Genomic DNA, 25568 nt, shown 5'->3' with positions numbered 1-25568 from the left:
GGCCAACAAAGGGGCTTTCGAACCAATGATTGCGCGACCGGGGGAAGATCAAGTACATATGAGCGACTTCCGAGAACATGCCAGAAATCATTTGCGAACAGCAGCCAGTACATACATTTGGGCCGAAGGCTGAAGTCGACGGGTATAGGTCCTGCAGTGTTTCTGCAGGACCAGTGAATGATCAATCCCAAGCTGGGGCAAGTGTCTCTGGGCTTACCAATCGACCCTCGGCTGTGCCAAGGGCATCAATTCGGGCGATCTCCTCTGCGCTCAGCTTGATTTCCGCTGCACGGAGATTGTCGGCCAGTCGGTTCTTGTTACCGGTCCGAGGCAACGCGATGCTCATTGGGCGCGTCAGAACCCAGGCCAGGGCAATCTGGGCCGGGCTTACATGATGCGCGGCGGCTATATCGAGCAACGTGGCGTTCTCCATGACCTTGCCTTGGGCCAGCGGCGAGTAGGCCTCAACCGGAATGCCCTTGCTCGCGAGGTGAGCGATCATCCGGGTTTGGTCGTTCAGCGGATGCAGTTCGATCTGGTTGGCGGCCAGTGGTGTGTTCAACGCCGCCTGTGCTTGGTCGACCATATCCATGGTGAAATTCGACACGCCCCCATGACGGACTTTGCCCGCAGCAATCAGATCGTTCAGCGCGCCAATGGTGTCAGCAATCGGCACATCTTTTGAGGGCCAGTGCAGGAGTAGCAGGTCGACATAGTCGGTCCCCAGCCGTTTCAAAGACGCATCGGCGGCAGCGGTGAAGGCTTCTGGCGAGAAGTGCTCGGGCAGGATTTTGGTGGTGAGGAACACGTCATCGCGGCGGACATCGGCGCGGCGCAAACCTTCGCCGACTTGCTCTTCGTTCTCATAGGCCTGCGCCGTATCAATATGGCGGAACCCTTCGGAAAGCGCCGCGGCCACCATATTGGCTACCGTATCTTGCTCAAGTTGAAAGGTGCCGAAACCCATGGACGGAATTTGGGCGGGGCCGATCAGGGTGATACTCATTGTGCTGTCTCCATAGTAACTTCTTGCGCGAACTCAGGCATGACGTGCTCGGCCAACTCGGCCAGAACGTCCTGGATTTCGCGTTGCGATTGGCGCAGGTTGAAGGCGATGTGGGCGACCCCTGCAGCGTGCAGGGATTGAACATGTCTAATGAGCGCATTGCGACCGATACGGCCCCCGAACTGGATCGGCCGGAAGGGCGCATCGGGATCAGGGTCAAGATCTAGGTGCATGGCGGTCAGGACTGGCGCGTCGGGCAGGCCAGCATCGTTGCGCGCCTGACGCCACATCGACAGGCGGCGCTCGGCCTGATCAGGGGGGCCGGGATAGGTGAACCAGCCGTCCAATGTGCGGGCGATCCATTGCAGGCTTTGCTGGCCCATCCCGGCCATGACCATCGGGATACCTTCTGGCACAAAGGGGCGCACGGTGACGGGACCTTGCGGCCCTTGCAGCGCATCACCTGACCAGAGGTTTCGCATCTGGTCGACGCGATCGCGCAAGGTGGCTCCGCGGGTTTCATAGTCCAGCCCCATCAGCGGGTATTCCACCGGTCGGTCGCCGGACGCGATGCCAAGGATAAATCGCCCGCCCGAAAGATGGTGCAGGCTGGCCGTCATTTTGGCCAGGAGGATCGGATCCCGCAGCGGCAGGACGATACCCGCAGTGCCAAGTGCAATGCGCCGCGTGCGGCCGGCAAGAAAGCCGAGATAGGGGAACGGATCGAAGACCTGTCCCGCATCTCCGAAGCTGGGATCGTGAACCGGCACGTCCCGCAGCCAGACCGCATCGAAGCCATGGTTCTCGGCCAGCTCCACGCCCTTGGCGGGGTTTGAGGTGTCGGGCACACCAAAGGGGCGCCCCTCGATACGGGCACGGCGTTGCCCGGCTTCTGACCAGTCGCGGTCCAGTGGCAATTCGATGCCAAAGGTCATGCGGTCTTTGTAAATCAGGTTCAGGGCAGACATGATACGCAGCTCCAGTTCATTGGCTTGCCTCGCCGCACCAAGATAGGGCGAGGCAAGCAAGGTTATTCGGCAGCAACAGCTTGGGGCATTGTCGCGTTCAGCCTGCCTGACAGGCGCACCAGAACGATCCCGACACCCACCACTCCTGCAGCGATGTAGGGCGCAGCGGCAAGGCCGATGCCTTCCACCACAAGCCCCCCGGCCCATGCACCCCCGGCAATACCAAGATTGAACGCACCGATGTTCAAACCAGACGCCACATCAACCGCACCCGGTGAGACTTCGCGTGCGATTTGCACGACGTAAGACTGCAGCGGTGGCACGTTGGCGAAGGCAAAGCCGCCCCAGAAGGCCGCAACCGCGATGGCTGCAATCGGGCTGGTGAGGAGCGCTCCGAGTGCGACCAGTGATATCGCAAGGCCAGTAAAGATCACGGTCAAGGACGCTACCGCCCCGATACGGTCGGCCAGCTTACCGCCGGCGATATTCCCCACGGCGACAGATGCACCGTAGAGCAGCAGCACAAGGCTGACCGCCCCCGCAGACAGACCCGTGACTTCATTCAGCATCGGCGCAAGGAAGGTGAAGGCGATGAAGTTGCCGCCATAGCCGACAGCGGTGATCAGATAGACCAGCAAAAGGTGCGGCGAGGTCAGCACCTGCAACTGTGCCTTGATCCCGGCAGAGGCGGTTCGGGTCAGGTTTGCGGGCACCAGCACGGCGGAGGCGACAAAGCCGATGACACCCAATGCGACGACGCCAAGGAAGGTCGACTGCCAGCCGAAGTTCTGGCCGATGAAGGTCCCCAAAGGCACCCCCGTCACCAACGCGACGGTCAGGCCAAGGAACACCAGCGCGATGGCCGAGCTTTCCTTTTCAGGCTCCACAAGATCGGTGGCGATGGTCGAGGCGATGGCGAAGAACACGCCATGCGCCAGGCCGGTGATGAAGCGCGCAGCGACAAGGCTGCCGTAGTCCGGCGCGAAGGCGGCATAAGCATTCCCGAGCGTGAACAGTGCCAGCAAGAGCAGCAGCAGCGTCTTGCGCGGCACGCGATCCGCCATGGCCGTCAGCACCGGCGCGCCGATGGTCACGCCAAGCGCATAGAGGCTGACCAGAAGGCCAGCGGAGGGGATGGACACGCCAAGATCGGCGGCGATGGTGGGAAGCAGACCGACGATAACGAACTCGGTCGTTCCGACGGCGAAAGCGCTGATGGTCAGCGCCCAAAGGGCAAGTGGCATCGGGTTTCTCCAATAGATTTGATGTCGACGCCGTATATGCCTGTCGCTATCTATTGCGAGAACAGGCAACTTTGGAATGGATCATTGCAGAAACTGCACGAATTGCTGCGCATGGGGGATTTGGCTGCTTTTGTCGGGATCGTCGATGATGGCGGCTTTGCTGAATCCGCGCGGCGCAGGGGGGTGTCGGCCTCCACGCTCAGCCGGTCGGTCACTCGGCTGGAGGAGCAGTTGAAAGTCACATTGCTGCGGCGGACCACGCGGTCCATCGAAATCACCCCCGAAGGCGCCGCCGTTCTGGCCGAGGCACGCGAGATCTTGGACCGCAGTGAAACCCTGCAGGAAATCGCAACCAGCAGCCGGGCCCCCGCCGGACCTCTGCGGGTGAACGCACCAGTTCCTTACGTTCTACACGTCCTCGCGCCGCGACTGGCAGAGTTTCACGCGCAATACCCCGGCATCCAGTTGTCTATCGACATGACAGACACGCTGGTGGACTTGATCGGCAGTCACTCCGACGTTGCAATCCGGCTTGGAAATTTGCCTGATAGCGACATGTTGCATCGCCCCTTGGGGCGCACGGCTTGGAAATTGGTGGCCACGCCGGAATATCTCGATCGCAACAGCTGGCCAAAGACGCCAGCCGACCTCGCACAGCTGGAGCAAGTGCGCTTCGCTGCGCCAGATCATATCAACACGCTGCGCTTTGCTGGTTTGTCCACCCCCGTGACGGTGCCCCCCGCCGTGACAGCGGGCAATGGAGAGGCCGTGCGACAGATGGTATTAGGCGGTCTGGGCATCGCGCGGTTTTCCGATTTCATGATCGCAGACGACATCCAAGCCGGGCATTTGGTTGAGCTTTTCCCGGGTCGACTTGATGCAGACCCGCTGGATATCTCCGCGCTCTACCTCACCCGCGTTTCAGGGCTACGCCGTTTGAGCGTTTTTCTTGATTGGTTGGGGACCATTCATGGAGGCTAAGTTATGCAAGTGCCCGTCAGCATGCATGACGATCCCGAGCAAAGCGTGGCCTCAAAAAGTAATTCTCAGTCAGTTTGATAGCGACATATTTTTAGATGTCCGCTTCCTGGAAGCCGCACTGCAGCGGCGCGGCACCATGCGAACGGCTGGTTCGGGCCGAAATGGTTGGTCTTTTGAATGAGCATTCAGTTCAATCAGGCAACGTCACGACAATCGGCACGCGATCAGTCGTAACGACCGTGTGCTCAAATTGGACGACAGGCGCGGCGGGTTCGCTATAGAGTGTCCATTCATCATCGCGTTCCGCTGCCCAAAGGCCGCCTGTGGACAGGAACGGTTCGACCGTGAGCACCAGCCCTTTGTTCATGCGCCGTTTTTCGCGCCGCGTGGGCCAAGTTGCGATTTCAGATGGGTATTCGTGCAACGATCGTCCGACACCATGACTGGCCAGATTCTGGATAAGTGTATAGCCGTGGTCCGATGCAAATCTGCCTACTGCTTTCCCAATGCCTGCAAGCGGCCTGTTGCTGCCAACTTGCCTGATCCCAATCTCCATCGCGCGTTTCCCGTCCTTGCAAAGGCGATCCAGCGATGGTTTGACCGTGCCCACACGGAAGGTCGCGCCGGTGTCGGCAAAGAAGCCATTCTTTGACGCCGAGACATCGATGTTCACTAAGTCCCCGGCACCGATAACGCGCTCGCTCGGGATGCCATGTGCGATCTCCTCATTCACACTAATGCAGGTCGCACCCGGAAAATCATAAAGCTGTTCAGGCGCGGACACCGCCCCCTCAAGATCCAAGAGCGCGCGGCCGATGTCGTCAAGCTCTCGCGTCTTCATGCCCGGTTCCATCGCTCTGGCCATGCCGTGCATAGTGTTTGCGACGATCCGGCCAATTTCTTTAAGGCCATTGAGCTCATCTTCGTGGGTAATTGTCATAGGATGTCCTCAGGCTGTTCATTTTGGTTAGCATCTTAACGGTTCGTCACCGACTTGTCCCACGCGTTTAGAAGGCCGCTTTGAAAGCCGTGCTATAGTATGCGAATGGCCAGATTGGCGTCGCTGCAATGCAGCATCTGACTGTGTCGGCAACGGCTTCTTTGGGCCGCGAGCAGCCACGGTATGGAACGGCAGAAAGCTTCCATTATTGACCTTACTGACCTGGTAGCCTCGCTCAGTTGTCACGCTCGAACATGTTGCGAACTCTCAGCTGCTCATCGTCGCTCTGTTGAGACCAGACGGATATCGCCAAGTCGATATCGCGCTTGATTGCCCGGTTGATACAGTGTGACCGCAGTGTTTCTTGAAATGACGCAGCCGTGTCGCCGCAGTCTCAACCGGGCAAGCCGGAGCCATGGTCGCCCCTCGGACGGTGTGCCGCGTCTCGCCGTAGAAAAGTTGCATCCTGACCTTCAGGGGCCCGCACATGACTGGGCGACGAGGCGATCTTCAGGTTGAAAACCCTTCCACCAACGCGTCAAAGACCACCCGCAACCGGCGGGACCGAGCGATGTCGCGATGGGCAACGATCCAGACCGGGAAATAGATCGCCGCGAAGCCCGGCACGGCACGCTCGACCAGCGGATCGGCATCGCCGATGCGGTCGTCGAGGATACCGATCCCCATGCCCTGCCGCACCATCTCCCACATCACCGTGAAGCTGCGGCACCTATAGGGAAAGTTTCCCGCGTCGAGGGCGAAGCCCTTGGTATTGAGCAGCTTCATGAGATTGCCCGGGGCCTCGATCTCGATGAACTCCGCCGAGGAAAAACCCGCGGCCGTGCCGGGCCGCCCCAGACGGTCCAGGTAGCGGGGCGCCGCGTAGAGCCGCGCCGAGGCGTCGCAGACCCGGCGCGCGATCAGATCGGGCTCGGTCGGCCGGACATTGCGCACTGCGATATCCGCCTCGCGCCGCGACAGATCCGACAAGGCGTTGGACACCACCACTTCGATACGGATGCGCGGTTCGGACCGATGCAGCCGCGCGAGGATCGGCGGCAGAAGATAGCTGGCATAGGCGTCTGACGCAGAGATCGCCACCTCGCCCTCCAGCGCTTCGGTCTGGCCCCAGGCGGCAAGATGAAGGGCGCGGGCACCTTCGCCCATGATCCGCGCATGCTCGAGCAATTCGTGCCCGGAAGGCGTCAGGCGCAGCCCGCGGCCTGAGCGTTCAAACAACGCGACCCCAAGCTCGGTCTCCAGCGCCTCGACCTGCCGGCCAAGCGTCGGTTGCGCCAGCTTCAGGGCGCGAGCGGCAGCCGACAGAGAACCTTCCTCGGCCGTTACGAGAAAGGCCCGAGCTCGGTTCCAGTCGAAGGTGACGCTTCGCCAATCCATGCGAATTTGCATACCAGTTCGGCAAGATCGGTCAATTCCCCGCAGGGACGACAGGGCGTAGAAGGTTCGCATGCCGCAACGTCACGCCGAAAGGAGGCCCGCGATGCATCTACCTCGAGACCCTTCCTCCCGCGCCTATGCCCGCCTGACCGGGGCGCTCTATCTCCTCATCGCCTTTGCCGGAGGCTTTTCGATCCTCTACGTGCCGGGCGTGCTGAACGTCGCCGGCGATCCGGCGGCCACCTTCGCCAACATCGCCGAGCGGCGCGGCCTATTCCACGCGGGCCTCGTGGGCGATGTGGTGATGATGATTGCCGAGGTGCTCGTTTCGGTCATGCTCTACTTAATGTTCCGGCCGGTGAACGCGACGCTCGCGCTCGCCGCTTCCTATGCGCGGCTGATGATGGTCTCGGTGATGGCGGCGATGCTGTTCTTCCATGCCGCGTCGCTGGCGCTGGCCGACGGCACGGTGCCGCTCGACAGCTTCAGCGCGGCGCAGCGGTTCGAACTGGCCGGCCTGATGCGGCACGTCCACGATGCCGGCGTCTGGATCTGGCAGGTCTTCTTCTGGCTGCACCTGATGCTGTTGGGCACGCTGGTCCTGCGCTCGGGGTTCTACCCCCGGCTCCTCGGACTCGGCCTGATCCTCGGCGGCACGGGCTACCTCGTCGACAGCGTGCAGATGTTCGCCCTGCCGGACGCCGCCGCGCTCGAAGCGGTGAAGATCGCGCTGCTGCTCGTCGTGACGCTGGCCGAGATCGGCTTCGCGCTCTGGCTGGTGTCCCGCGGCCCGCGTATCCCCGCGCCGCGTCCCGCCGCGGCCTGATCCTCCCCTTATCGCAAGGAGTTCCCCCATGAAACGCATCTGCATCGTCGGCATTTCGGGCAAGCTCGGGCAATACATGATCGAGCACGCGCTGGCGCGCGGCTACGAGGTCACCGGCGTCTGCCGCCCCGAGAGCGTCGGCAAGCTCGCCCGGTTCGCAGACCGAATCACCGTGCATCCCGGCCGCACCGACGACCGCGCGGTGATCAAGGCGGCCACGCGCGGCTGCGATGGCGTGCTGGTGGTTCTCGCGCCCTGGGGCGTACAGGACTACGCCTCGGGCACCGCCCGCGCCGTGCTCGACCTCGCCCCGCCGAAGGCGCGGCTGGTGTTCTCCTGCGGGTGGCACATCAGCCGCGACAGCCGCGACCGCTACGGTTGGAAGATCCGTGTGATCGTCGGGTTTGGCACCCCGATCCTCAGGGCGCTGCGCGTTGCCGATCTCGACGACCAGGTCCGCGCGACTAATCTTGTCTTCGCCTCGGATCGCGACTGGACCGTGGTGCGTGGTTCGGATCTCGAGGAGGGCCCAAGCGAGGGCCTGCCGGTCTGGGCCCGGCATGTGGGTGACCCGATCCTCGCCAGCAACCTGACCCGGCGCACCGATTTCGCGCTGTTCATGGTGGTGGCGCTGACCGACCCGGCGCTGATCCGCGAGGCGCCGGCCATCACCGGGCGCAACGGTCTCTCGGCCCGCGCAGCCGAGGCTACCATCAGGCCCATGCCCGCCGCGCGCTGAAAGTGTGCCAATGCCTTCGCGGCTCCTCCGGACTCGGCCCGTCGTGCCACATAGTCACGCAGCAGGGACACGCGCCGCGGCCGCAAAGTCAAGCGTCCTCGATCCCGGATGCATGGAAGACGCGCCAGTCCTGTTTGAGACAGCCCAAACCAAGAGCTTCAGTGCGCCGCCCGAGTAGCTGATGCCGAGGGGCCAGACCTGGCACTCAGTGCCCCCCACCGAGGTCGCGTTAGCGGACGTCGAGCGCCAGCCCCTCCCAGCAGGCGCGCCGCAGCAGTGACATGTCCATGGTGACCTCCACGCGCGCAGGCGGCGAACGCGCGACCTTCGCAAGGCCGGTTCTTGCCTCGACCTCTGCTTCAATGATCCGCTCGGCAGCGAAAGCCAAGGCGGAGCAACCGAGGAGTGAGGCGATCGGTGCAATCATGAGGTGCAGCAAGGGGGTTGTCCCTGCGTCAGGTCTCGGGACAATCTGGCAGCGCCGGTTCGCCGACGGCATGACCGGGCGCATCAAGATCCTGACCCGAGGAGACTGCCGCATGTCCGATCAAACCATGGCCGCCGGTTTCGCGACCGCGTTCCTCGACTATGCCGTGGCCGAAGGAGTGCATCGAGACAGCTTGATGGCGGCGTCGAAGCTGACGGAGGACGATCTGGCGGATCAGGACACCCGCATCCCGGTCGCCTCCTACCGGACCCTCATCGCGACCGGGATCGAGGCGACAGGCGACACCTCGCTGCTCCTACGACACGTGCTGGAGACCCGGCTGGAGATGATGTCGATCGTCGGCCAGATCGTGCATGCCTCCTCCTCCTTCCCGCACAGCCTGAACCAGCTGAACCGCTATTCGCGCCTCATGGCCGACGTGCCGATCCCCGGGGGACGGGACCGGTTCGAACTGGTGCGGGACACGAACGCGGTCTGGCTGGTGGACCACCGCCCCTGCGACGGCAGCTGGATGGCCACGGAGGCGAGCTTCGCACGGTTCATCTCCGAGTTCCGCCGTTCCGCGCCGGAACACCCGTTCGAGCGGGCGCTGGAGGTGACCTACGCCCCACCGCCGCATGCCAATCGCTACCCGGAGCTCTTCCGTGTGCCGGTCACGTTCCGCGCGGCGCGCAACGCGCTTCGCATCAATCCCGTCTGGCTCGACGAGGCGTTCGATGGCGGCAAGGACTACGTCTTCGGCATTTTCACCCGCCATGCGGACGCGCTACTGGACGAGCTTGCGACGCATGACACCGTGCGCTCTGCCGTTGAGACTCGGATGCTTGCGGAACTGCACGAGGGCACGCTTTCGATGGATCGCATCGCGCGCGATCTCGGCCTAAGCCGACAGACGCTCTACCGCCGACTGAAGAACGAGGGCGTCACCTTCGCGCAGGTTCATGACGACCTGCGTCGGCGAATGGCGATGGATTACCTGAGCGCAGACAAGGTCTCGGTCGGGGAGACGGCATACCTTCTGGGATTTTCGGAGGCCTCGGCCTTCGTGCGGGCGTTCCGGCGCTGGACCGGCGCCAGCCCGACCGCGTGGCGCGGCGATTGATGCCGCAGGTCAAGCCGATGATCCCTGCGGTCATGCCGTCGAGCGGCGCGGTCAGATAATTTCTTTCTCGACACCCTCGGTCGTCGAAGGAGACATGACATGAAACCGATATTAATCGCCCCCATCTGCCTGACCGCCTTGCTGGCGGGTTGCGCCGACATAGGCGCGGATGTGGACCCGATCTTGGACGGCGCGCCGCGCGCGCAGTTCCAAAGCGACCTCGCTGCCTGCCGAAGCCTTGCCCGAAACCAGTCGCAACTGGACCATGAAACGATGGCGGCAGCGGCCATCGGTGCCGGGCTCGGCGGCGTGTTGGGCAAGGTCGACGAAGAGGGCGACGCACTGGGCGGGGCGATCGTCGGCGCGCTGGCGGGCGCCGCGGCGGGCGCGTCCGAGGCAGCCGACACGCGCGAGGACATCGTCCTAAACTGCCTGCGCGGCCGCGGCCACGCGGTCGTGAACTGAGGGAGGAAGCCATGCATGATGTCCGCACCCGAATGGAGGGCCTGCACCACCTACTGACCGGGGGGGCGGGCCACCCGACAGGGCGCCGCACGTCTCAGCCCCGGCACCTGTGGGGTGATCTCGGCTTGCCCGAGGGGAGGTCGCGCAGTCCGCGGCGGTCGCGTCCGGCGCGCTTGCTACGGTGGTGAGGGTCCGGTCCATGATCCAGATCCTCGCCTTCGCCTATACCGGGCTGACCGCGCTGCCCATGCTGATGCACTTGGGCGCCGCCGCCGGTGCCCCGCTCGGCCGCCTGACGGTCGGCGGTCGCTTTCCCGGCCGCCTGCCGCCGGCCTGGCGGGCGCTGGCGCTGGTCCAGGTCGCGCTGCTCGCAACCATGGCCGGGGCGGTGCTCGCCAAGGCCGGCATCGGCGCGGCGCCGCTGGCGCCTCTGTTCTGGCCCGCCCTCGCGCTCACGCTGCTGTCACTCGCCGCGAACGCCGCCAGCCCCTCGCGCCCAGAGCGCCTGCTCTGGACGCCGGTCCTCTTCCTCATGGTCGCCACTGCGCTTGGCGTCGGTCTGTCATGAGCACCGGAGGCGATCCATGAACGTTCTCGTTGCCGGCGCGACCGGCTATCTCGGGCGCTTTCTCTGCGCCGAATACCTGCGGCGCGGCCACTACGTGAGCGCGCTGGTCCGCGACTCCGCGCGGGCTGGGGATCTTGCCGATCTGTCGATCGAGGCCGAGGCCACCCGGCCCGAGACGCTTAAGGGGATCATGAACGGCGTGGACCTTGTCGTCTCGTCGCTCGGCATCACCCGGCAGGCCGACGGGCTCGGCTACCGGGAGGTCGACTTCCAGGCGAACTTGAACCTGCTGCGCGAGGCCGAGGCTTCTGGCGTCGGACGCTTCGCCTATGTGCATGTCCTGAATGCCAACGCCATGAGGGGCGTGCCGCTTGTCGATGCCAAGAGCGCCTTCGTGGACGCGCTCCATGCCTCCGACATGCCCACGACCGTGATCGCGTCTACCGGCTACTTCTCGGATATGGGTGAGATTCTGGCGATGGCGCGCAAGGGCGGCGTCTGGCTGTTCGGGGACGGGACGCATCGCCTCAATCCCATTCATGGCGCCGATCTGGCGGTGGCCATTGCCGACGCGACCGAAGCCGGCCGGGGCTGGGCCGAGATCGGCGGCCCCGACGTGATGACCCAAGGCGAGGTTGCCCGCGCCGCCTTCGACGCCCTCGGGACCGAGCCGCGCATCACCTATCTGCCGGACGCCCTGCGCCGGACCGCGCTCGCCGTCCTGCCGCTCCTGCCGCGCCGCGTGAGCGGTCCGGCTTGTTTCTTCCTGACCGCGCTCGGAATGGACATGGTCGCGCCCCGCTTCGGGACGCGGCACCTCACCGACCACTTCGCAACCCTCGCCGCAGAAAAGGCCTGCCAACCGAAAGGACTCCGCTCATGACCCTGCGCAAAGCCGGCGGCTTCGCCGCCCTGACCTGCGCCGCGACCTACCTCGTGGGCTTCGCTCTGCTTGTCACCGTACTCGCCCCTCTGGGCTTCGGGACGAACGAGATCGACGTCGCCGCCGTCGTGGCCTTCATCGCTGACCGCCCGGGCGTGCTGATCGCCTGGAACAGCCTGATCTACGTCGTGAACGCGCTGGCGCTCGCGGTTCTCGTCGTTGCGCTCCGCCGCCAGATCGCCAATTCGCGGCCCGACGCCGCCGCCCTGACCGGGGCGATCGGCCTGGTCTGGACCACCCTCGTCCTCGGCGCCGGCATGATCGCGAATGTCGCCGTCGAACGGACACATGCGCTCGCTGCGAACCCGGAGGCCGCAGCATCCCTCTGGCAGACGCTCCACGCGGTCGAACTGGGCCTTGGCGGGGGCAACGAGATCGCCGGCGGCGCATGGATCTTGGCGGTCAGCCTCGCAGGGCTTGCGAGCGGCCTCCTCGGCCGCGTCACAGCCGGGATGGGCGCAATCAGTGGCTTCGCCGGGCTCGTGACCATCCTGCCGCCGCTCGGAGATATCGCAGGCGCCGTCTTCGGCCTTGGCGCCATCATATGGTTCGTTGCCGTAGGAATCGTGCTTTTGCGGGGCAGCCAAGCGACGTTTGGTAAGGGGACCAGCGCATGACATCGCTTCGGACCCTGACCTTCGCCTTCGGCCGTATCTCCGGCCTTTGCCGAGCCGGGGGACACGCCTTTCCTGTGAAATGGCAGGCTGGTCATCAGGTCGATACCGGGTGGACCTGAACTGCGAGGCCCTCTTCCTGCGAAGGTGGCACGAAATGGCGTGAGACCTGCCGGAACTGCGCCTCGGTCACGGCGAAGGGATGCAGGCCCGCGTCGTTCCGGGCCCGCAGCCGCGCGAGGCAGACCTCTTCGGGCACGTCAAGTAGATGGAGCACATGCGCGGCCTCCGTTCCGTTCAAAAGACCGCGCATCCAGGACCGCGCCCCGGTGGTGTTCGCTTGGAAGTCGAGGACCACCGAGACTCCCGTGTTCAGGAGGTCCGTGACATGCGGGCCAACGATGCCGCGCAACAGACCTGCGCAGCGGACGTAATCGTCGATCGACCTCAGTTCCTTGCCGTAAAGGCCCGAGAGCCAGTGGTCCTCGCGGATCACCACGGTCCCGGGGCGGCGGCCGAGCTCGGTCGCGAGCGTGGACTTGCCTGAAGCGATCCGACCGCAGAGCAGGTGAAGGGTCGTTTGCTCGGTCATGTATCATCCCCTTTGTGTTACGCAGGCTGCGTCTGGGACAGCGTCATCAATCCGAAAAGCAGAAGCGCCGCCGACAGTCCGCAGGCGATTGTCCGGACCGTGTTCCAGAAAGTCCAGCGCGGCAGGTAGGTGCCGGTCCAGTAGCTTATGGTGGACGCCTGCGACAGGTCCATCCCGGCCAGCGCCTCGTTCATCGGCACGTTAAAGACCACCGTGACGGCGAAGCAGCCGAGCAGATAAACGAGACCGGCCGTGGCGATCAGCATTGCCGGAGGGCCGTCAAGCCGAAGCGCGGCATGGGCGAACAGCACCAGCGACACCGCCGCCAGCCCGAGGAAGAGGGCCATGAAGACCCAGCGGAAGACCTCGCGATTGATCACCTGCATGGCCTCGGCGCCGCCGTGGCCGCTGGTGAGCGACAGGGAACGCATGATGAAATCGGAAAAAGCGAGGAAGACGCCACCGACCAGTGCGTAGGCGAGAACGGCGAAGTGAGCGAGGTAGAAGACGAGGGGCGACATCGGTCTGGACTCCTTCGCCTGATGGGGCGGCGCGACGAGAAGAGCCGCGCCGCATACATGGTCAGCGCACGGGGTGTGCTGCGTGGGCTTGGAGGGCTGGCCCCTTGAGCCGGCGTCGGAACGCGGCGACCAGAAGCGCGGCGATGGCGATCTCGACCACGAGGGCGGCGATCACGCTGCCGGAGGGCAGGCCGTCGAGAACCAGACCGACCAGTCGCCCGATCGGGAAGGCAAGGAAGACCGTCAGGGCCACTGCGACCGAGGCCGGCAGGATCGCGCGTCGCCAGATACCGAGCGGCATGAGGATGCCGAAGCCGGCGAGTGCCGCGCCGGGCGCGCGAAGCTCGCTGAGCAGAGAGGCATCCTGTCCCAGCGCGATGCCGTAGCTCGCGTAGAACGCGTGCGGCGCGCTGACGATGAAGCCGCCGATGGCGAGCGCGGTGAGGCCGGATACCCCGAGTGCGATCTTCTCGAAGGGGGTAGTGGACATGTCGTGATCCTTTCTAAGGGCGGCGGTTAGGCGGCGCTGGTCCAGGCGCCAGACTGAACCGCTCGCAGCGCGAAATCGGCGAAGTCGCGGGGCGGGTGTCCGAGCGCCCGCATCACGCCATCAGTCGTGTGCGCGTTTCGTCCATCGAGCGTCTCCCGCGCGATGGCAGTGAAGACATCGGCGACGAAATCGCCACCGGCCTGAGCGATGTTCGCGTGGAACTCCTCGAAGCTGATCGGTAGGTGCTGTATCTCGCGGCCCATGGCCTGCGACAGCGTTGCCGCCATCTCGGCGAACGTCATCAAGCGCGGGCCCGTGACCTCGTAAACCTCGTCCTTGTGGCCGTCCCCGGTCAGCGCGGCGACAACGACGTCGGCGACGTCTTCGATGTCGATGATCGGCTCCAAAATGTCACCTCCCGGCATCGGCAGGACGCCCGCGAGAATCGGATCGCGCAGGTAGCCTTCCGAGAAATTCTGCGCGAACCAGGCAGAGCGAACGATGGTGAAATCAACGCCGGAGGCGCGGACGACGTCCTCGCCCAGCCGGGCATGGTATTCACCCCGGCCGGACAGGAGCACGAGATGCTCCAGTCCGACATCGCGGGCCGTCTCGCAAAGCGCCTCGAGCTTTTCCACCGCGCCGGGAAAGGCGAGGTCGGGGAAATAGGTGACGTAGGCGGCGCGCACGCCGGTCAGGGCCGGCGCCCAGGTTTCGGGCGCCTCCCAGTCGAACGGGATGGTGGAATTGCGCGAGCCGCGACGGACGGCGATTCCTCGGGCCTCGAGGCGGCTGGCAACGCGGCGGCCGGTCTTGCCGGTTGCGCCGATGACAAGAATGGGTCGGTCCTGCATGGGGGGATCTCCTTGGCTTTGGTGTAAGAGCCAATGGGATAGCCGGTCGAACCCGGCCCCGTCTTGACCGCGCTTGCCATGGTTTTGACCGAGGTTGCCAAGCCAGGCTTCAGTGAAACGCGCGCTCCTTACGATATGTCGCCGGTGTCACTCCCACCCAACGCTTGAAGGCCCGAGTAAAGGCGCTCTGCTCGGAAAAGCCGGTCAGGAAGGCGATCTCGGCCAGGGAATGCCGGTCGTCGCGCAAAAGCCCCTCGGCGAGATCGCGGCGCGTCTCCTCGGTGAGGGCGTGAAAGCTCATCCCGTGTTCGGAGAGGCGCCTGTGGAACGATCGCGCGCTGAACCCCAGGCTGCGTGCGATCTCCGCCATCTTCGGAGTCCCCTCGCTGAGCGCCTGCGCGATGGCATCCTTCGTCTGGCTCACGACCGCTGGGGCGTCCGAGACTCGCGACAGCTCCACGTCGAGATGTGAGGTAAGGTAGCGAGAAATTCCCTCGTCGCCGAGGATGTTCGGCCGGGCGAGCGTCTCGTTTGCGAAAAGAAGCGCGTCGAGATCCGCGTCGAAGCGGACGGGGCAGCCGAACCAGTCCTCATGCGCCGCGATAGACGGCGGTGCGGCATGTCGGACCAGCACCATCTCGGGCCTGACCGGCACCGAACTGGCCTGCCGGGCAATCGACACGGCGCTCGCAAGAGTCGCCTCGTTCGACAGCCGCATCCCGAGGCGCCGTTCGCCCGCCCGATGCAGGATGAAGAGCGTGCCTCCCTCGGCCGGCCGCAGCTCGTATTCGACGACGCTGGTCCAGAGCCGGGCGTAGCGTTCAACCCGCGCATAGGACATGCCAAGCGTCGTCGCCGCCTTGAAGGCCAGCCCGAGCGCGCCATACTCGTCGAGCCGCATCGACGCGCCGGTGCGCACAGGAAGTTCGGTGACGTCGATCCGTTCGGCCATGCGTTCGAGCATGTCATAGTAGCGCTCTGCCGGGATCATCTGTCCAGTTTCCCAAGGTCCCGCGGGATCGATCCCGACCGAGGTCAGCATCTCGTCCGCATCGACGCCGTTTCCAGCCGCGGCCACCATCTTGCGCGCAAAGAGCGACGTTACGTAACCCATGTCCATCAGCTTATTCTGCGAATCGTGAACGGCCAAGTTCGACGCGTTGCATCGCCTGCCGTCGATCTCGCTCTATGCCCCGATGAAGTCGGATCGGCGCTCGACCATTGCGTCATATAGGTAGTCCACGAACAACCTGACCCGGCGGTCCCGGCGCCGATCGGAATGCAGCAAGACCCAGAGCGCGCGCCGAGTCGAAGACAGCCTGGGCGCGCGCCGGGCGCTATGTCGACCAAGTGCTAAACCTGAGCCTGCTCGGGGCCACGCCTTGCACAGCATTCTTCGGCACACGCGTAGCCCGGTTCGCAGCGACCGGCATGGTCAGCCCAACGCGCAAAGCCAGGTCATCGAGGAACCGGGCAACGCGAGCCCCGGGGATCGACACATCGACGATCTGGCCGGAACAGAACCGGCTGTGATCGTCCACGATGTTCAACACACGAAACCGGCGGCAGTCAGCCAACTGATCGCTGACAAAGTCCAAGGACCATCGTTGCATGGGCCTCTCCGGCACCTGCGGTGCTACGCGATCCCGCCTGGGCAGTTTACGGTGCTTCTTGGTGCGAACCTGCAAGCCATGCTCGGTGTAAGGCCGATATGTGCGCTTGTGGTTCACAACGAGACCTTCCCGACGCAGCATCGCGTGCAGGCGCAGATAGCCATAGCGCCGGTGCTCCGACGCCAGCTCCTTCATGCGTTTGATTGCGGCCTCGTCGCCTTTCGGCTGCGGTCGGTATTGCTGCACCGACCGCGCCAGGTCAACGATCCGGCAGGCGCGCCGCTCGCTGAACCCACGCTCGGCCATCAGAAAGCCCACAGCTCGTCGCTTCGCCATGGGCTTACCAATGTTTTTGCAGCAGATCCTTCATCGCGGACATGTCGAGCATCTGGTCCGCGACGATCCGCTTCAGCTTGGCGTTTTCCGCTTCCAAGGCTCTCAGACGCTTGGCATCGCCAGCTTCCATACCGCCGTACTTCTTGCGCCAGCTATAGAACGTCGCTGAGCTTAAGCCGTGACGCCGACAGATGTCGTCCGTCTTCGCGCCAGCCTCGCTCTCCTTCAGCACGCCGATGATCTCGTTTACATGGGCTTACGCGGCCCCGCTGGGGCCACGGTCCCATTCCAACTCTGTGAAACGCTTCCGCTTCATGGGTCTTCCTCCTTCGTCCATTCAAAGGTGGAAAATTCCAGTTCGCAATGGCCCGGATACCGGGGGGAAGGTCACAGGGGCGTTGGCTTTCGTATGACTTTTCCGGCACGCTGCACAACCTGCGTCGTCGTGCGTCCAGCTTTCTGCTCGGCGACTGGTTGCGGCGATACGTCGCCAACAAAGTGCATGGATTCCCCGAGGCGTTTGCGAGCCGAAGCTGCGAGGGAGCCCAGCCTTCGGTGCAAGAACCTCGCATCATCCTCAGCTATCAGAATGCGGCGCTTCAGATCGAAGACTGTGGGGCGCCGCAGCAACGCAGCGTTGAGCTGCTCCGATTGTGTGAGGGTGAACTTGTGAGGCGCTGGTCGGCCGTCGCCCGCAGGCGCCCCATGGGCAATGTCCAGATAACGACGTCCTGATAACAGGCGAACACTGACCACGAGTCCGGGGCGAGGGCTCGTAAGCTCCTGACTCCGACGCTTGAGGGGGAAGGCGCAGATTGCCGTGTCGCCGATTCGAAATTTGCCATCAATACCGATCGTCTCGTTCAGATCGATCCGCGCCCAAGTCGGTTGCGAATGACCTTCGGCCTCCGCATCGGTCTTTTTGCCATCTGTTTCTTCTGAATCTGCGGTCTCATTCTCGGTCGGCCGGTGCGCCGGCATGTCTCCATGAATAAGCAGGTGTTCAAAGCTGGCTGTCGATGCCTCGCAAGTCGGAAGCGTGAAGGAATAGTCCATCTGGAGGGCCAGGACACGCGTTGCGATTTCTTGGGCGGACATGATTGGAAGCTGCTTGGCTTCCAGTTCTTTTGGCAACGGTTTCCCCTCGACGCGCGCACCGAATATGTTCTCGTCGGTTTCGGGATCGTTCAGGCGAAGGGCTGAAACTTCGCCATGAGCTGTCAGAGAGATCAAGACGTCGATCGACGGCAGGACGGGGGTGGAGCACCCAACAATAATCGGGAAGCCAAATAACCGGACCCGCCCAACCTTCAGCCCGTAATCCACCGCATCAAGAAGGTCCTTCAGATCCTGGAGCCCGTCGTCCGAGTAGTGGCGATCAACTGTCGTGCCCTCGAGGTGCCCAAGAATACGTTGACGGACGCCCGTCTCGACCTTCAGCGCCAGCAGTTTGGACGACAGCGTGCGGCGCATTGCATACACATCCTCGTCGTTGAACCGCAGTTCCAGATGCCCAAGGAGCGTGCGCATGCGCTTGCCGAAATTGTGCGAACGCCGCCCATCCGCTTCGCTCGGATCTACGTCGGGAAATGCCCAAGTTTCACCTGACTTGATCTTGCCGACCACCCATTCGCGAAAGCCCAAATCGAGAATGAGTTGCGGAATAGGGAGAATACGGCGGGATTGCTCTGTTTTCATATGTTCATCCTCATCCTCCCCAAGGAAAATGCAGAGCACCTTGTCGCGGAACCTGACGTTCTTCAGTTTAAGCTGAAGAATTTCCTCTGGACGAACGCCCAGACTGACCATGAATAGGGGCACCCAATAGAGCGCGTCTCGGAAAATCTGGCGCCTCTGAGCTTTGGCCTTGCGCCACCGCTGTTTGGGGGAGCTGGTGCCTGTGTAGATGGGAGACAGGAACAGCTTCACCAAGTGCTCGAGTGCCCAGGACCGGCGGCGTTTCGGGCGAGAAATGCGCGTGGGAAGCCCGCATTCTGTCTTCGCTTCCTTGTGCCACTTGTTGAGCTTGCGGCGAAGCTGCTTGTGAGAGGGGACGACCCGATTCTCGTCATCGACATCTCGGCCGGCGACGGCACCTCCCAATGCTGATCGGACGATGCGATTGAACATATCCCGTTGGACGAAAAGATAGCCATCGGTCAGGCGGGGCCGCAGTTCCTGAACCAGCCGGAACCTCTTTTCCGGAATGGTAAGGGTCATGTCCGCCACGACGTCGGCGACGATGGCCTTGTCGCTCTCGTCGGCGTCATGCTTGATCTGTTGCGGATCGCATCCGTTGCCAACGCTTTCAAAGCGGTTCTTCCCGTGGAGCTGTCCCCAGTTCTTGGGCATGCCCCAGACGAACTCCAGGAAGTCGACGCATTGGTCGTGGGACAGAATCGAAACCGGCACGTCGCCGAAGAACGAGAGGGCCAGCGTTCCAACGGCCCGGATCTTGGTTTCGACGTCCGGTGGGGCTTCCTCGGAGGCCTTCTCGATCGCTTGTGTCAGCGTCATCGGCGGCAGAAGGGATTTCCGCTCGGGCGCAAGGCCGACATTTTCAAGCAACGGCCCCGCCCAGTGTCAGTGGATCGTCACAGCTGTCTTCGACCCGAAGGGCGACATCCAGCAGGGAGCGTGTCTTGATCAGGATTTCACGCGCGATGGCCGGAAGCGCCAAGGTGTCTTCATCCAGCCCGGCAAGTGCAGCGGCAGAGGACCCCAGGTCCGCTGCCACCGGCCAGTCCCGCGTCCGAAGCGCGTTATCTACACTCTGCCTTTTCTGCTCGCAGCCAGCCACGTAGGCGCGGCTTTCGTCAGCATCGAACGGGGCCTCGAGCCGGGCGAGCATCGTCGCGACGCTCTCGCGCACCATTTCCCGGATCATAACCTTCGTGCGCCATTCGCTTCCGGGCGCTCTTGTCAGTTCAGCCGTCAATTTCCGCTCTCCCGTTTCGATCTGGGTGAGCAGGTCTGCCGACTGTTTCACCGCTTCGGAAAGGATCTCGGTTCGAAGTGAGACGGAGAGAAATTCAGGTGCCCCAACGTCATGCAAGGGTTGAGGCCAACGGCGCCGGAAGTAGAAAATATGATTCCTCCGGACGAGGTGAAGACCCCATCTTCGGCCTTGGTTGGACCGGCGAGATTTCTGCCGATGTGAACCAGTTTGTGAACCACGACCGCGTGGAGACGGGAGGCTGGCCGCTTGATCAACGGCTATCCCATAGGGAAGTATGGAATTTTTGAAGTCATTGGCTGGGGTGGTAGGATTCGAACCTACGATACACGGTACCAAAAACCGATGCCTTACCACTTGGCTACACCCCAACGGTGGGCCGCTATTTACGGCGGGATTGGCGGGGGTTCAACCCCTATCTGAAGGGACTTTGCCCACCCGCCAAAGAAAAGCGCCGGACCCGTGTCATTCCACCGCGACTTGTGCCCTGCTCCGGCCCAGAATCAACTCCAGCGGGTCGTGTTCGGCGACAAGATGGCCGGGCGTCTCCTCACGCAGACGGGGCACATAGTCGATGTCGCCTTGCTCCAGACGCGAGGGCAGGAACCTCAATGCCGCGCTGCGATCGAGCGGCGACGGAAGCTCTCCGGGAAGCTTGAGGCGTTGACGGTTTCGCTCAAGCTCCGGGTCCGGGATCGGCACGGCGGAGATGAGGGACCGCGTATAGGGATGCTTGGGTGAATCGAAGATCGCGTCGCGATCGGCCATTTCCACCACGCGCCCGAGATAGAGCACCATGATCCGGTTGGAGACCGCCCGGACCACCGAAAGATCGTGACTGATGAAGATCATCGCGATCCCGAATTCGTCCTGCAACTCTCGCAGCAACTTGAGGATCTGCGCCTGGATCGACACATCGAGCGCCGAGACAGCCTCATCCGCGATGATGAGCTTGGGGCGGTTGATCATCGCGCGTGCGATCCCGACGCGCTGGTTCTGCCCCCCGGACAACTCATGCGGATAGCGATTGACCATCGAGGGTTCGAGCCCGACCCGCTCCATCATCCATGCCACTTCCCGGCGGCGTTCCTGCGCCGAGAGATCGGGGCGGAAGGTCTTGAGCGGCTCCGCGATTGACGCTTCGATGGTCATGCGCGGATCGAGGCTGGCGAGCGGATCCTGAAACACGATCTGGAGGTCTTTGCGGAACCGCTTCATGTCGGCTCGGTCCCGGCCTACCAGACTGTCACCAAGCCATGTCACGCGCCCATCGGTAGGTTCGATCAGTTGCAGGACCGCCCGGGCCAGCGTGCTCTTGCCGCACCCGGATTCGCCGACGACGCCGAGCGTTTCCCCCTGCCGTACGGAAAAACTCACACCATCCACGGCGCGCAGATCCGCTGTTCGCCCGAACAACCCGCCCGAGAGCGAGATCGGGAAATGCACCTTGATGTCGTCCACGTCCAAGAGCGTCTTGGCGTCCGAGGCGACATCGTCGCGAATATCCGCGCCATTCAGCCGCGGCATCGCATCAAGAAGGCTCTGGGTGTAGTCCGACTTCGGCGCGTTGAAGATCTGCGACGCGGGCCCCGCCTCCACGTATTCGCCATGCTTCATCACCTGCATCCGGTCACACATACGGGCCACAACCCCCATGTCGTGGGTAATGAGCGCGATCGCCGTGCCTTCTTCGGTCTGAAGCCCGTGCATGAGGTCGAGAATGTCAGCCTGTACCGTCACATCAAGCGCGGTGGTCGGCTCATCCGCAATCAGCAGCTTTGGATTGCAGAGCATGGCCATCGCGATCATCACGCGCTGGCGCATGCCTCCTGACAATTCATGGGGATACTGGTCGAGACGCCGGCGCGCCTCGGGGATGCGGACCTTTTCCAGCCATTCGAGACAGATCGCGCGGGCGCGCGCCCCACGCAAACCACGATGCACCTGCAAAACCTCGCGCATCTGCTCGCCGATCCGCAGATGCGGCGTAAGCGCCGTCAGCGGATCCTGAAAGATCATGCCGATATCGCTGCCCCGAATGCGGTTTATTTCCTTCACGGGGATGTTGAGCATCTCCCGCCCTTCGAGTTCGACCGAACCGCTCGCACGTCCGTTTGGCGGCAGGAGGCCCATCGCGGCGAGGAATGTCTGGCTCTTGCCCGAGCCACTTTCTCCAACGATCCCGAGACACTCACCCGGCGCGATGTCAAAGGAAACGCCCTTCACCGCGTCGACCATCCCGTCGGAGGTCTCGAATTGAACTTTCAGGTCACGGACTTTCAGTAGAGACATGTCAGCGGTCCTTCGGATCAAGCGCGTCACGCAGGCCATCGCCGATGAAGAACATCGTGATGATGATCGTGACATAAAAGAAAAGCGGAACGAGCAACTGCCAGATGGTGCCATAGGCCATGGTGCCCGCACCCTCGGCGATGAGACTGCCCAGCGAGGTGTTCGGTTCGGATATGCCGAGGCCGAGGAAAGATATGAAACTTTCCGCAAGGATCATTTCTGGGACGAGGAGCGACGCATAGACGATCACCACCCCCGCGAGGTTGGGCAAGATGTGGCGATACATGATGGTGAATTCACCCACACCTGCTGCCCGCGCTGCCTCGATGTATTCACGAGTCTTGAGCGAGAGAGTCTGTCCCCTGACAATCCGGGCCATCGACAGCCAACTGACCGCGCCGAGAGCAATGAAGAGCATCAGAAAGGAACGGCCTGCGATCACTAGGATGAGGATGATCACGAGCGTGAGCGGGATCGCGAGGAGAATGTCGACGATCCGCATCATGATCGTATCGACCTTGCCCCCCAGATAGCCCGAGACAACCCCATAGAGCGTGCCTACGATCAGAGCCATCGCAGCCCCGATCAACCCCACGAGAAGCGAGGTCGTTGTCGCCTGAATGACGCGCGAATAGAGATCACGCCCAAGCTCATCCACGCCAAAGTAGTGGCCCGACTCCAACGAGGGCATGCCGAGCCCGCGAACGTCGCCCATCGCGGTCCAGTCGATATCTTCGTTGTTCCATTGCGCGAAGAACGGACCAATGGCGCAGAACAGCACGACAAGTCCGAGCACGATGACACAGCCCATGGCCGCCTTGTTACGCACGAACCGCTCGCGGGCATCGCGCCAGAGCGAACGCCCGCGAACTGCGGCAACGGCGTTGACCTCTTCGGCAAGCGCGATGCGTTTTTGGGATCTTCCGAACATGCCTGCCTCCTTAGTAGCGAATTTTTGGATCGAACCACGCATAGGCGAGGTCGGTGATAAGGTTCACGATGACCGTAAGGCCCCCGTAGAGGATCGTGACCCCAAGAAGAACGGCGTAGTCGCGCGACAGTGCAGAACTCACGTAGGACTGCCCCAAGCCCCCGGTGGAGAAGTAAAGATCGACAAAGACCGATCCGGTAAGCACGTAGACGAAGACCGGTCCGAGATAGGAAATCACCGGCAAAAGCGAAGGTTTGAGCGCGTGGCGCCAGATCACAGTCCGGTCGGGTAACCCCTTGGCCCGTGCCGTGCGGATGAAGTTGGAGTTGAGCGTCTCGAGCATCGAAGAGCGCGTTATTCGCGCGACGGACCCGATGTAGGATGTAGAGAGCGCGATAACCGGCATGACGAGGTATTCCCACTGCCCCCCGTTCCAGCCGCCCCCGGGTAGCCAGCCAAGCCAGAGCGTGAAGGTCAGAATGAGGATCGGCCCCATGATGAAGTTCGGAAGCGCCTGCGCAGCAATACCCAGCGAAACGGCCGAATAGTCCCACCACGAATTGTGCCGAATGGCCGCCGTGATCCCCAGTGAGATCCCGACGACAGAGGCAACCAGAAACGACAGGGACCCATAGGTCAGCGAGATCGGGAAACCCTGCGCGATGATGTCATTCACATCCCGGTCCTTGTAGCGGAACGACGGGCCGAAATCGAAATGCAGCACGATGTTGGTCAGGTAATCCCACAGCTGCTTCCAAAGTGGCTGATCGAGACCGTAGGCGGCCTCCAGATTGGCAAGCACTTCGGGCGGCAACTTGCGCTCTGAGGTGAATGGGCCGCCGGGCGCCAGATGCATCAGGAAGAAGGACGCCACGATCAGAAGCAGGATCGTGGGGATGGCGACGAGGATGCGCCGCAGCACATATGACAGCATGTTATGCCTCCGCGAAAAGCCCGCGCCGCCCCCGTGAAGGAGGCGGCGCGGCACTGGTCAATGAATGCGGTTACTCTGCGATCTTGTAGAGGTTCTTGGAGTACCAGTTCTGCTCAACGTTATTGACCGGCCAATTGCCGACATCGCTGTCAAGCATGTAGACGCCGGCGTAGTGATAGATTGGAATTACCGGTGTTTCGTCGGCGAGGATCTCTTCGACCTCGGTATAAAGCGGGCCGGTATCATCGGCCGTCTTCGCCTGTGCCATGAGTTCATCGACACGCTCATTGGAATACTTGCCGTCGTTGTATCCCGACATAGTCGTCAGCAGATCGAGGAACGTCGAAGCTTCGTTGTAGTCGCCGCACCATGCGCCCCGCGCCAGATCGAAATTCTGGTTCCCGCGCTCTTCAAGGAAGACCTTCCATTCCATGTTGCCAAGCTCGGCCTGCACGCCCAGTTTCTGCTTCCACATCTGGCTCAGCGCCACCGCAACCTTCTTATGGTCGTCGGAGGTGTTGTACATCATGCTGAATTCAAGCGGATTGTCCGGACCATAGCCAGCTTCGGCAAGCAGTTCCCGTGCCTTTTCGTCTCGCTCGGGCTGCGTCATGGACGCGATATCAACCTGCGGCACCTCGAACCCTGCGGTCGCAGCCGGGGTAAAGGTATAGGCTTCGGGCTGCCCGCCCGCCATGATGTTCTCGGTGATGATCTTGCGATCTACGGCAAGCGAGAGGGCCTTGCGGACATTGGGATCCTTGAACGCCTCGGGGCCGCTCTCGGACAGGTTGAACGTGTAGTAATAATTGCAAAGACGTGGGAAGGAGACCGCCTCTTCGGGGTGTTCTTCCTTGAGGCGCGGGTATTGCCCGGCGGGGATCTCGGTACGATCGAGTTCACCGGCAAGATAACGGGTCAGGGCCACATTCTCATCGTTGATCACCAGCGCGATGGTCCGGTCGATGATCGTGTTCTCGTTGTCCCAGTACATCTCGTTTCGTTCTCGAACCGAGCGCTCCTGCGGCAGGTGCTCCGTCAGGATATAGGCGCCGTTCGAGACGATGTTTTCAGGGCGTGTCCACTCATCGCCAAACTCTTCCACGACCTTCTGGGGGGCGGGAAATGTCGTTGAGTGGGTGGTCATCTGCGGGAAATACGGAAGGGGTTCGCTTAGTGTCACCTCCAGGGTCCGATCATCCACCGCCTTGACGCCAAGGTCTTCGATGGGGCGCTCACCGGCGATGATTGCCGCCGCGTTTTCGATGCTCATCAATTCCATGAACCACGCATAGGGGCTCGAAAGCTCGGGGTTCACGGCACGTTGCCATGCAAAGACAAAATCGGCTGCGGTCACGGGCTCGCCGTTCGACCACTTGGCATCCTCACGCAATGTGAAGGTGTAGACGGTATTGTCGTCGTTGGTTTCATACCCCGTGGCGACGCCGGGAACGAGGTTACCTTCTTCGTCCTGGTTCATCAAACCTTCGAAGAGGTCGCGCACCAGTTCGGAGCCGGTGACATCTTCCACCACCTGCGGGTCAACGCTGCTGTGCTCATCGAGCACACGGTAGGTGAAGGTCTGATCCTCGGCGAGCGCTTCGCCTGTTTCTGGATGGGTCTGCTGCGCGAGCGCGGCGCTCGTAAGGCCGCTAGTGGCGAGCAGAGCAGCAACAAGAGGTTTCGTGATCCGGTTCATTATAGTCCCTCCCATGGGATTGTTCGGATTTCTGCGCTGACTTTCACACGCGCCAACCTAATGCACAAAAGCGCGAAGACACGGTGATTGCAGGAAATTGGCGGATAA

The 25568-nt window shown here is 62.7% G+C and carries 27 protein-coding genes and 1 tRNA gene; 8 read left to right on the top strand and 20 right to left on the bottom strand.

Annotation, left to right across the window (positions count from 1 at the left end; translation table 11 throughout):
* Window positions 1-181 precede the first annotated feature (181 nt).
* The 3 genes from BM234_RS15555 to BM234_RS15545 all read right to left on the bottom strand — a co-directional run bounded on the left by BM234_RS15555 (window position 182) and on the right by BM234_RS15545 (window position 3218).
* On the bottom strand, window positions 182-1006 hold the full coding sequence (locus BM234_RS15555; protein WP_092066611.1) for an aldo/keto reductase: 825 nt from the start codon (window positions 1004-1006) through the stop codon (window positions 182-184).
* Complete coding sequence (locus BM234_RS15550) at window positions 1003-1974, bottom strand: TIGR03571 family LLM class oxidoreductase (protein ID WP_092066731.1); 972 nt, start codon at window positions 1972-1974, stop codon at window positions 1003-1005. The genes BM234_RS15555 and BM234_RS15550 overlap by 4 nt, the downstream gene beginning before the upstream one ends.
* Window positions 1975-2036: 62 nt before the next feature.
* A complete protein-coding gene (locus BM234_RS15545) occupies window positions 2037-3218 on the bottom strand; it encodes an MFS transporter (protein WP_092066609.1) in 1182 nt (393 codons plus the stop codon).
* Window positions 3219-3302: 84 nt separating this feature from the next.
* On the opposite strand from BM234_RS15545, the gene BM234_RS15540 reads away from it, so the two are divergent.
* Entirely contained in the window at window positions 3303-4199 is an 897-nt protein-coding gene (locus tag BM234_RS15540; RefSeq protein WP_092066729.1) for a LysR family transcriptional regulator, read from the top strand.
* 190 nt (window positions 4200-4389) lie between these two features.
* Here BM234_RS15540 and map read toward each other — a convergent pair whose 3' ends face one another.
* Together map and BM234_RS15530 are read right to left on the bottom strand one after the other, a co-directional pair.
* Window positions 4390-5139 (bottom strand): type I methionyl aminopeptidase, encoded by a 750-nt coding sequence (map, locus tag BM234_RS15535; RefSeq protein WP_092066607.1) that lies wholly within the window; start codon window positions 5137-5139, stop codon window positions 4390-4392.
* A 510-nt stretch (window positions 5140-5649) separates the two neighbouring features.
* Window positions 5650-6537 carry a LysR family transcriptional regulator gene (locus tag BM234_RS15530; protein WP_245752686.1) on the bottom strand — a complete coding sequence of 296 codons (888 nt, stop codon included), beginning with the start codon at window positions 6535-6537 and terminating at the stop codon, window positions 5650-5652.
* 70 nt (window positions 6538-6607) lie between these two features.
* Between BM234_RS15530 and BM234_RS15525 the strand changes: the two genes are divergently transcribed.
* Entirely contained in the window at window positions 6608-7363 is a 756-nt protein-coding gene (locus BM234_RS15525) for a DUF4386 domain-containing protein (protein ID WP_245752685.1), read from the top strand.
* A gap of 28 nt (window positions 7364-7391) precedes the next feature.
* Window positions 7392-8102, top strand: coding sequence for an NAD(P)-dependent oxidoreductase (locus tag BM234_RS15520; RefSeq protein ID WP_092066601.1), 711 nt, complete (start codon window positions 7392-7394; stop codon window positions 8100-8102).
* Window positions 8103-8331: 229 nt separating this feature from the next.
* Here the strand turns inward: BM234_RS15520 and BM234_RS15515 are convergent, their stop codons facing one another.
* Window positions 8332-8541, bottom strand: coding sequence for a hypothetical protein (locus BM234_RS15515; RefSeq protein WP_139226813.1), 210 nt, complete (start codon window positions 8539-8541; stop codon window positions 8332-8334).
* A 100-nt stretch (window positions 8542-8641) separates the two neighbouring features.
* Between BM234_RS15515 and BM234_RS15510 the strand changes: the two genes are divergently transcribed.
* The 5 genes from BM234_RS15510 (at window position 8642) to BM234_RS15490 (ending at window position 12245) form a co-directional block, all read left to right on the top strand.
* Window positions 8642-9652 (top strand): AraC family transcriptional regulator, encoded by a 1011-nt coding sequence (locus BM234_RS15510; protein WP_092066727.1) that lies wholly within the window; start codon window positions 8642-8644, stop codon window positions 9650-9652.
* 99 nt (window positions 9653-9751) lie between these two features.
* Window positions 9752-10117 carry a glycine zipper family protein gene (locus BM234_RS15505; protein WP_092066597.1) on the top strand — a complete coding sequence of 122 codons (366 nt, stop codon included), beginning with the start codon at window positions 9752-9754 and terminating at the stop codon, window positions 10115-10117.
* A 199-nt stretch (window positions 10118-10316) separates the two neighbouring features.
* Window positions 10317-10685 carry a hypothetical protein gene (locus BM234_RS15500; protein ID WP_092066595.1) on the top strand — a complete coding sequence of 123 codons (369 nt, stop codon included), beginning with the start codon at window positions 10317-10319 and terminating at the stop codon, window positions 10683-10685.
* Between the two features lie 16 nt (window positions 10686-10701).
* Complete coding sequence (locus BM234_RS15495; protein WP_092066593.1) at window positions 10702-11568, top strand: SDR family oxidoreductase; 867 nt, start codon at window positions 10702-10704, stop codon at window positions 11566-11568.
* On the top strand, window positions 11565-12245 hold the full coding sequence (locus BM234_RS15490; RefSeq protein ID WP_092066591.1) for a hypothetical protein: 681 nt from the start codon (window positions 11565-11567) through the stop codon (window positions 12243-12245). The genes BM234_RS15495 and BM234_RS15490 overlap by 4 nt, the downstream gene beginning before the upstream one ends.
* 94 nt (window positions 12246-12339) lie before the next feature.
* On the opposite strand, the gene BM234_RS15485 is transcribed toward BM234_RS15490, so the two are convergent.
* The 14 genes from BM234_RS15485 to BM234_RS15415 form a co-directional block, all read right to left on the bottom strand.
* Entirely contained in the window at window positions 12340-12834 is a 495-nt protein-coding gene (locus tag BM234_RS15485; protein WP_092066589.1) for a P-loop nucleotide/nucleoside kinase family protein, read from the bottom strand.
* Between the two features lie 17 nt (window positions 12835-12851).
* The gene (locus BM234_RS15480; RefSeq protein WP_092066587.1) at window positions 12852-13355 is read right to left on the bottom strand and encodes an anthrone oxygenase family protein; all 504 of its coding nucleotides are present in this window, start codon (window positions 13353-13355) and stop codon (window positions 12852-12854) included.
* A gap of 61 nt (window positions 13356-13416) precedes the next feature.
* The gene (locus tag BM234_RS15475; protein ID WP_092066585.1) at window positions 13417-13845 is read right to left on the bottom strand and encodes a DUF4345 domain-containing protein; all 429 of its coding nucleotides are present in this window, start codon (window positions 13843-13845) and stop codon (window positions 13417-13419) included.
* Window positions 13846-13871: 26 nt separating this feature from the next.
* A complete protein-coding gene (locus BM234_RS15470; protein WP_092066583.1) occupies window positions 13872-14699 on the bottom strand; it encodes an NAD(P)H-binding protein in 828 nt (275 codons plus the stop codon).
* 109 nt (window positions 14700-14808) lie between these two features.
* The gene (locus BM234_RS15465; protein ID WP_245752683.1) at window positions 14809-15819 is read right to left on the bottom strand and encodes an AraC family transcriptional regulator; all 1011 of its coding nucleotides are present in this window, start codon (window positions 15817-15819) and stop codon (window positions 14809-14811) included.
* A 217-nt stretch (window positions 15820-16036) separates the two neighbouring features.
* Window positions 16037-16648 (bottom strand): IS3 family transposase, encoded by a 612-nt coding sequence (locus tag BM234_RS15455; protein WP_092066579.1) that lies wholly within the window; start codon window positions 16646-16648, stop codon window positions 16037-16039.
* Between the two features lie 4 nt (window positions 16649-16652).
* Entirely contained in the window at window positions 16653-16880 is a 228-nt protein-coding gene (locus tag BM234_RS15450; protein WP_175501292.1) for a transposase, read from the bottom strand.
* 155 nt (window positions 16881-17035) lie between these two features.
* Window positions 17036-19216 carry a tyrosine-type recombinase/integrase gene (locus tag BM234_RS15445; protein ID WP_092066575.1) on the bottom strand — a complete coding sequence of 727 codons (2181 nt, stop codon included), beginning with the start codon at window positions 19214-19216 and terminating at the stop codon, window positions 17036-17038.
* On the bottom strand, window positions 19209-19943 hold the full coding sequence (locus BM234_RS15440) for a DUF6538 domain-containing protein (RefSeq protein ID WP_342714734.1): 735 nt from the start codon (window positions 19941-19943) through the stop codon (window positions 19209-19211). The genes BM234_RS15445 and BM234_RS15440 overlap by 8 nt, the downstream gene beginning before the upstream one ends.
* Window positions 19901-19975, bottom strand: a tRNA-Gln gene (locus BM234_RS15435). The genes BM234_RS15440 and BM234_RS15435 overlap by 43 nt, the downstream gene beginning before the upstream one ends.
* Before the next feature lie 94 nt (window positions 19976-20069).
* A complete protein-coding gene (locus tag BM234_RS15430) occupies window positions 20070-21896 on the bottom strand; it encodes an ABC transporter ATP-binding protein (protein ID WP_092066571.1) in 1827 nt (608 codons plus the stop codon).
* Between the two features lies 1 nt (window position 21897).
* Window positions 21898-22827 (bottom strand): ABC transporter permease subunit, encoded by a 930-nt coding sequence (locus BM234_RS15425; protein WP_092066569.1) that lies wholly within the window; start codon window positions 22825-22827, stop codon window positions 21898-21900.
* Between the two features lie 10 nt (window positions 22828-22837).
* Window positions 22838-23761, bottom strand: coding sequence for an oligopeptide ABC transporter permease OppB (gene oppB / locus BM234_RS15420; RefSeq protein WP_092066567.1), 924 nt, complete (start codon window positions 23759-23761; stop codon window positions 22838-22840).
* A 70-nt stretch (window positions 23762-23831) separates the two neighbouring features.
* Window positions 23832-25460, bottom strand: coding sequence for a peptide ABC transporter substrate-binding protein (locus BM234_RS15415; RefSeq protein WP_092066565.1), 1629 nt, complete (start codon window positions 25458-25460; stop codon window positions 23832-23834).
* Window positions 25461-25568 lie beyond the last annotated feature (108 nt).

The organism is Poseidonocella pacifica (assembly GCF_900111875.1).
Taxonomy (GTDB): domain Bacteria; phylum Pseudomonadota; class Alphaproteobacteria; order Rhodobacterales; family Rhodobacteraceae; genus Poseidonocella; species Poseidonocella pacifica.
Note: the sequence above shows the minus strand (reverse complement) of the source record. Positions and strands in the feature narration are given on the sequence as shown.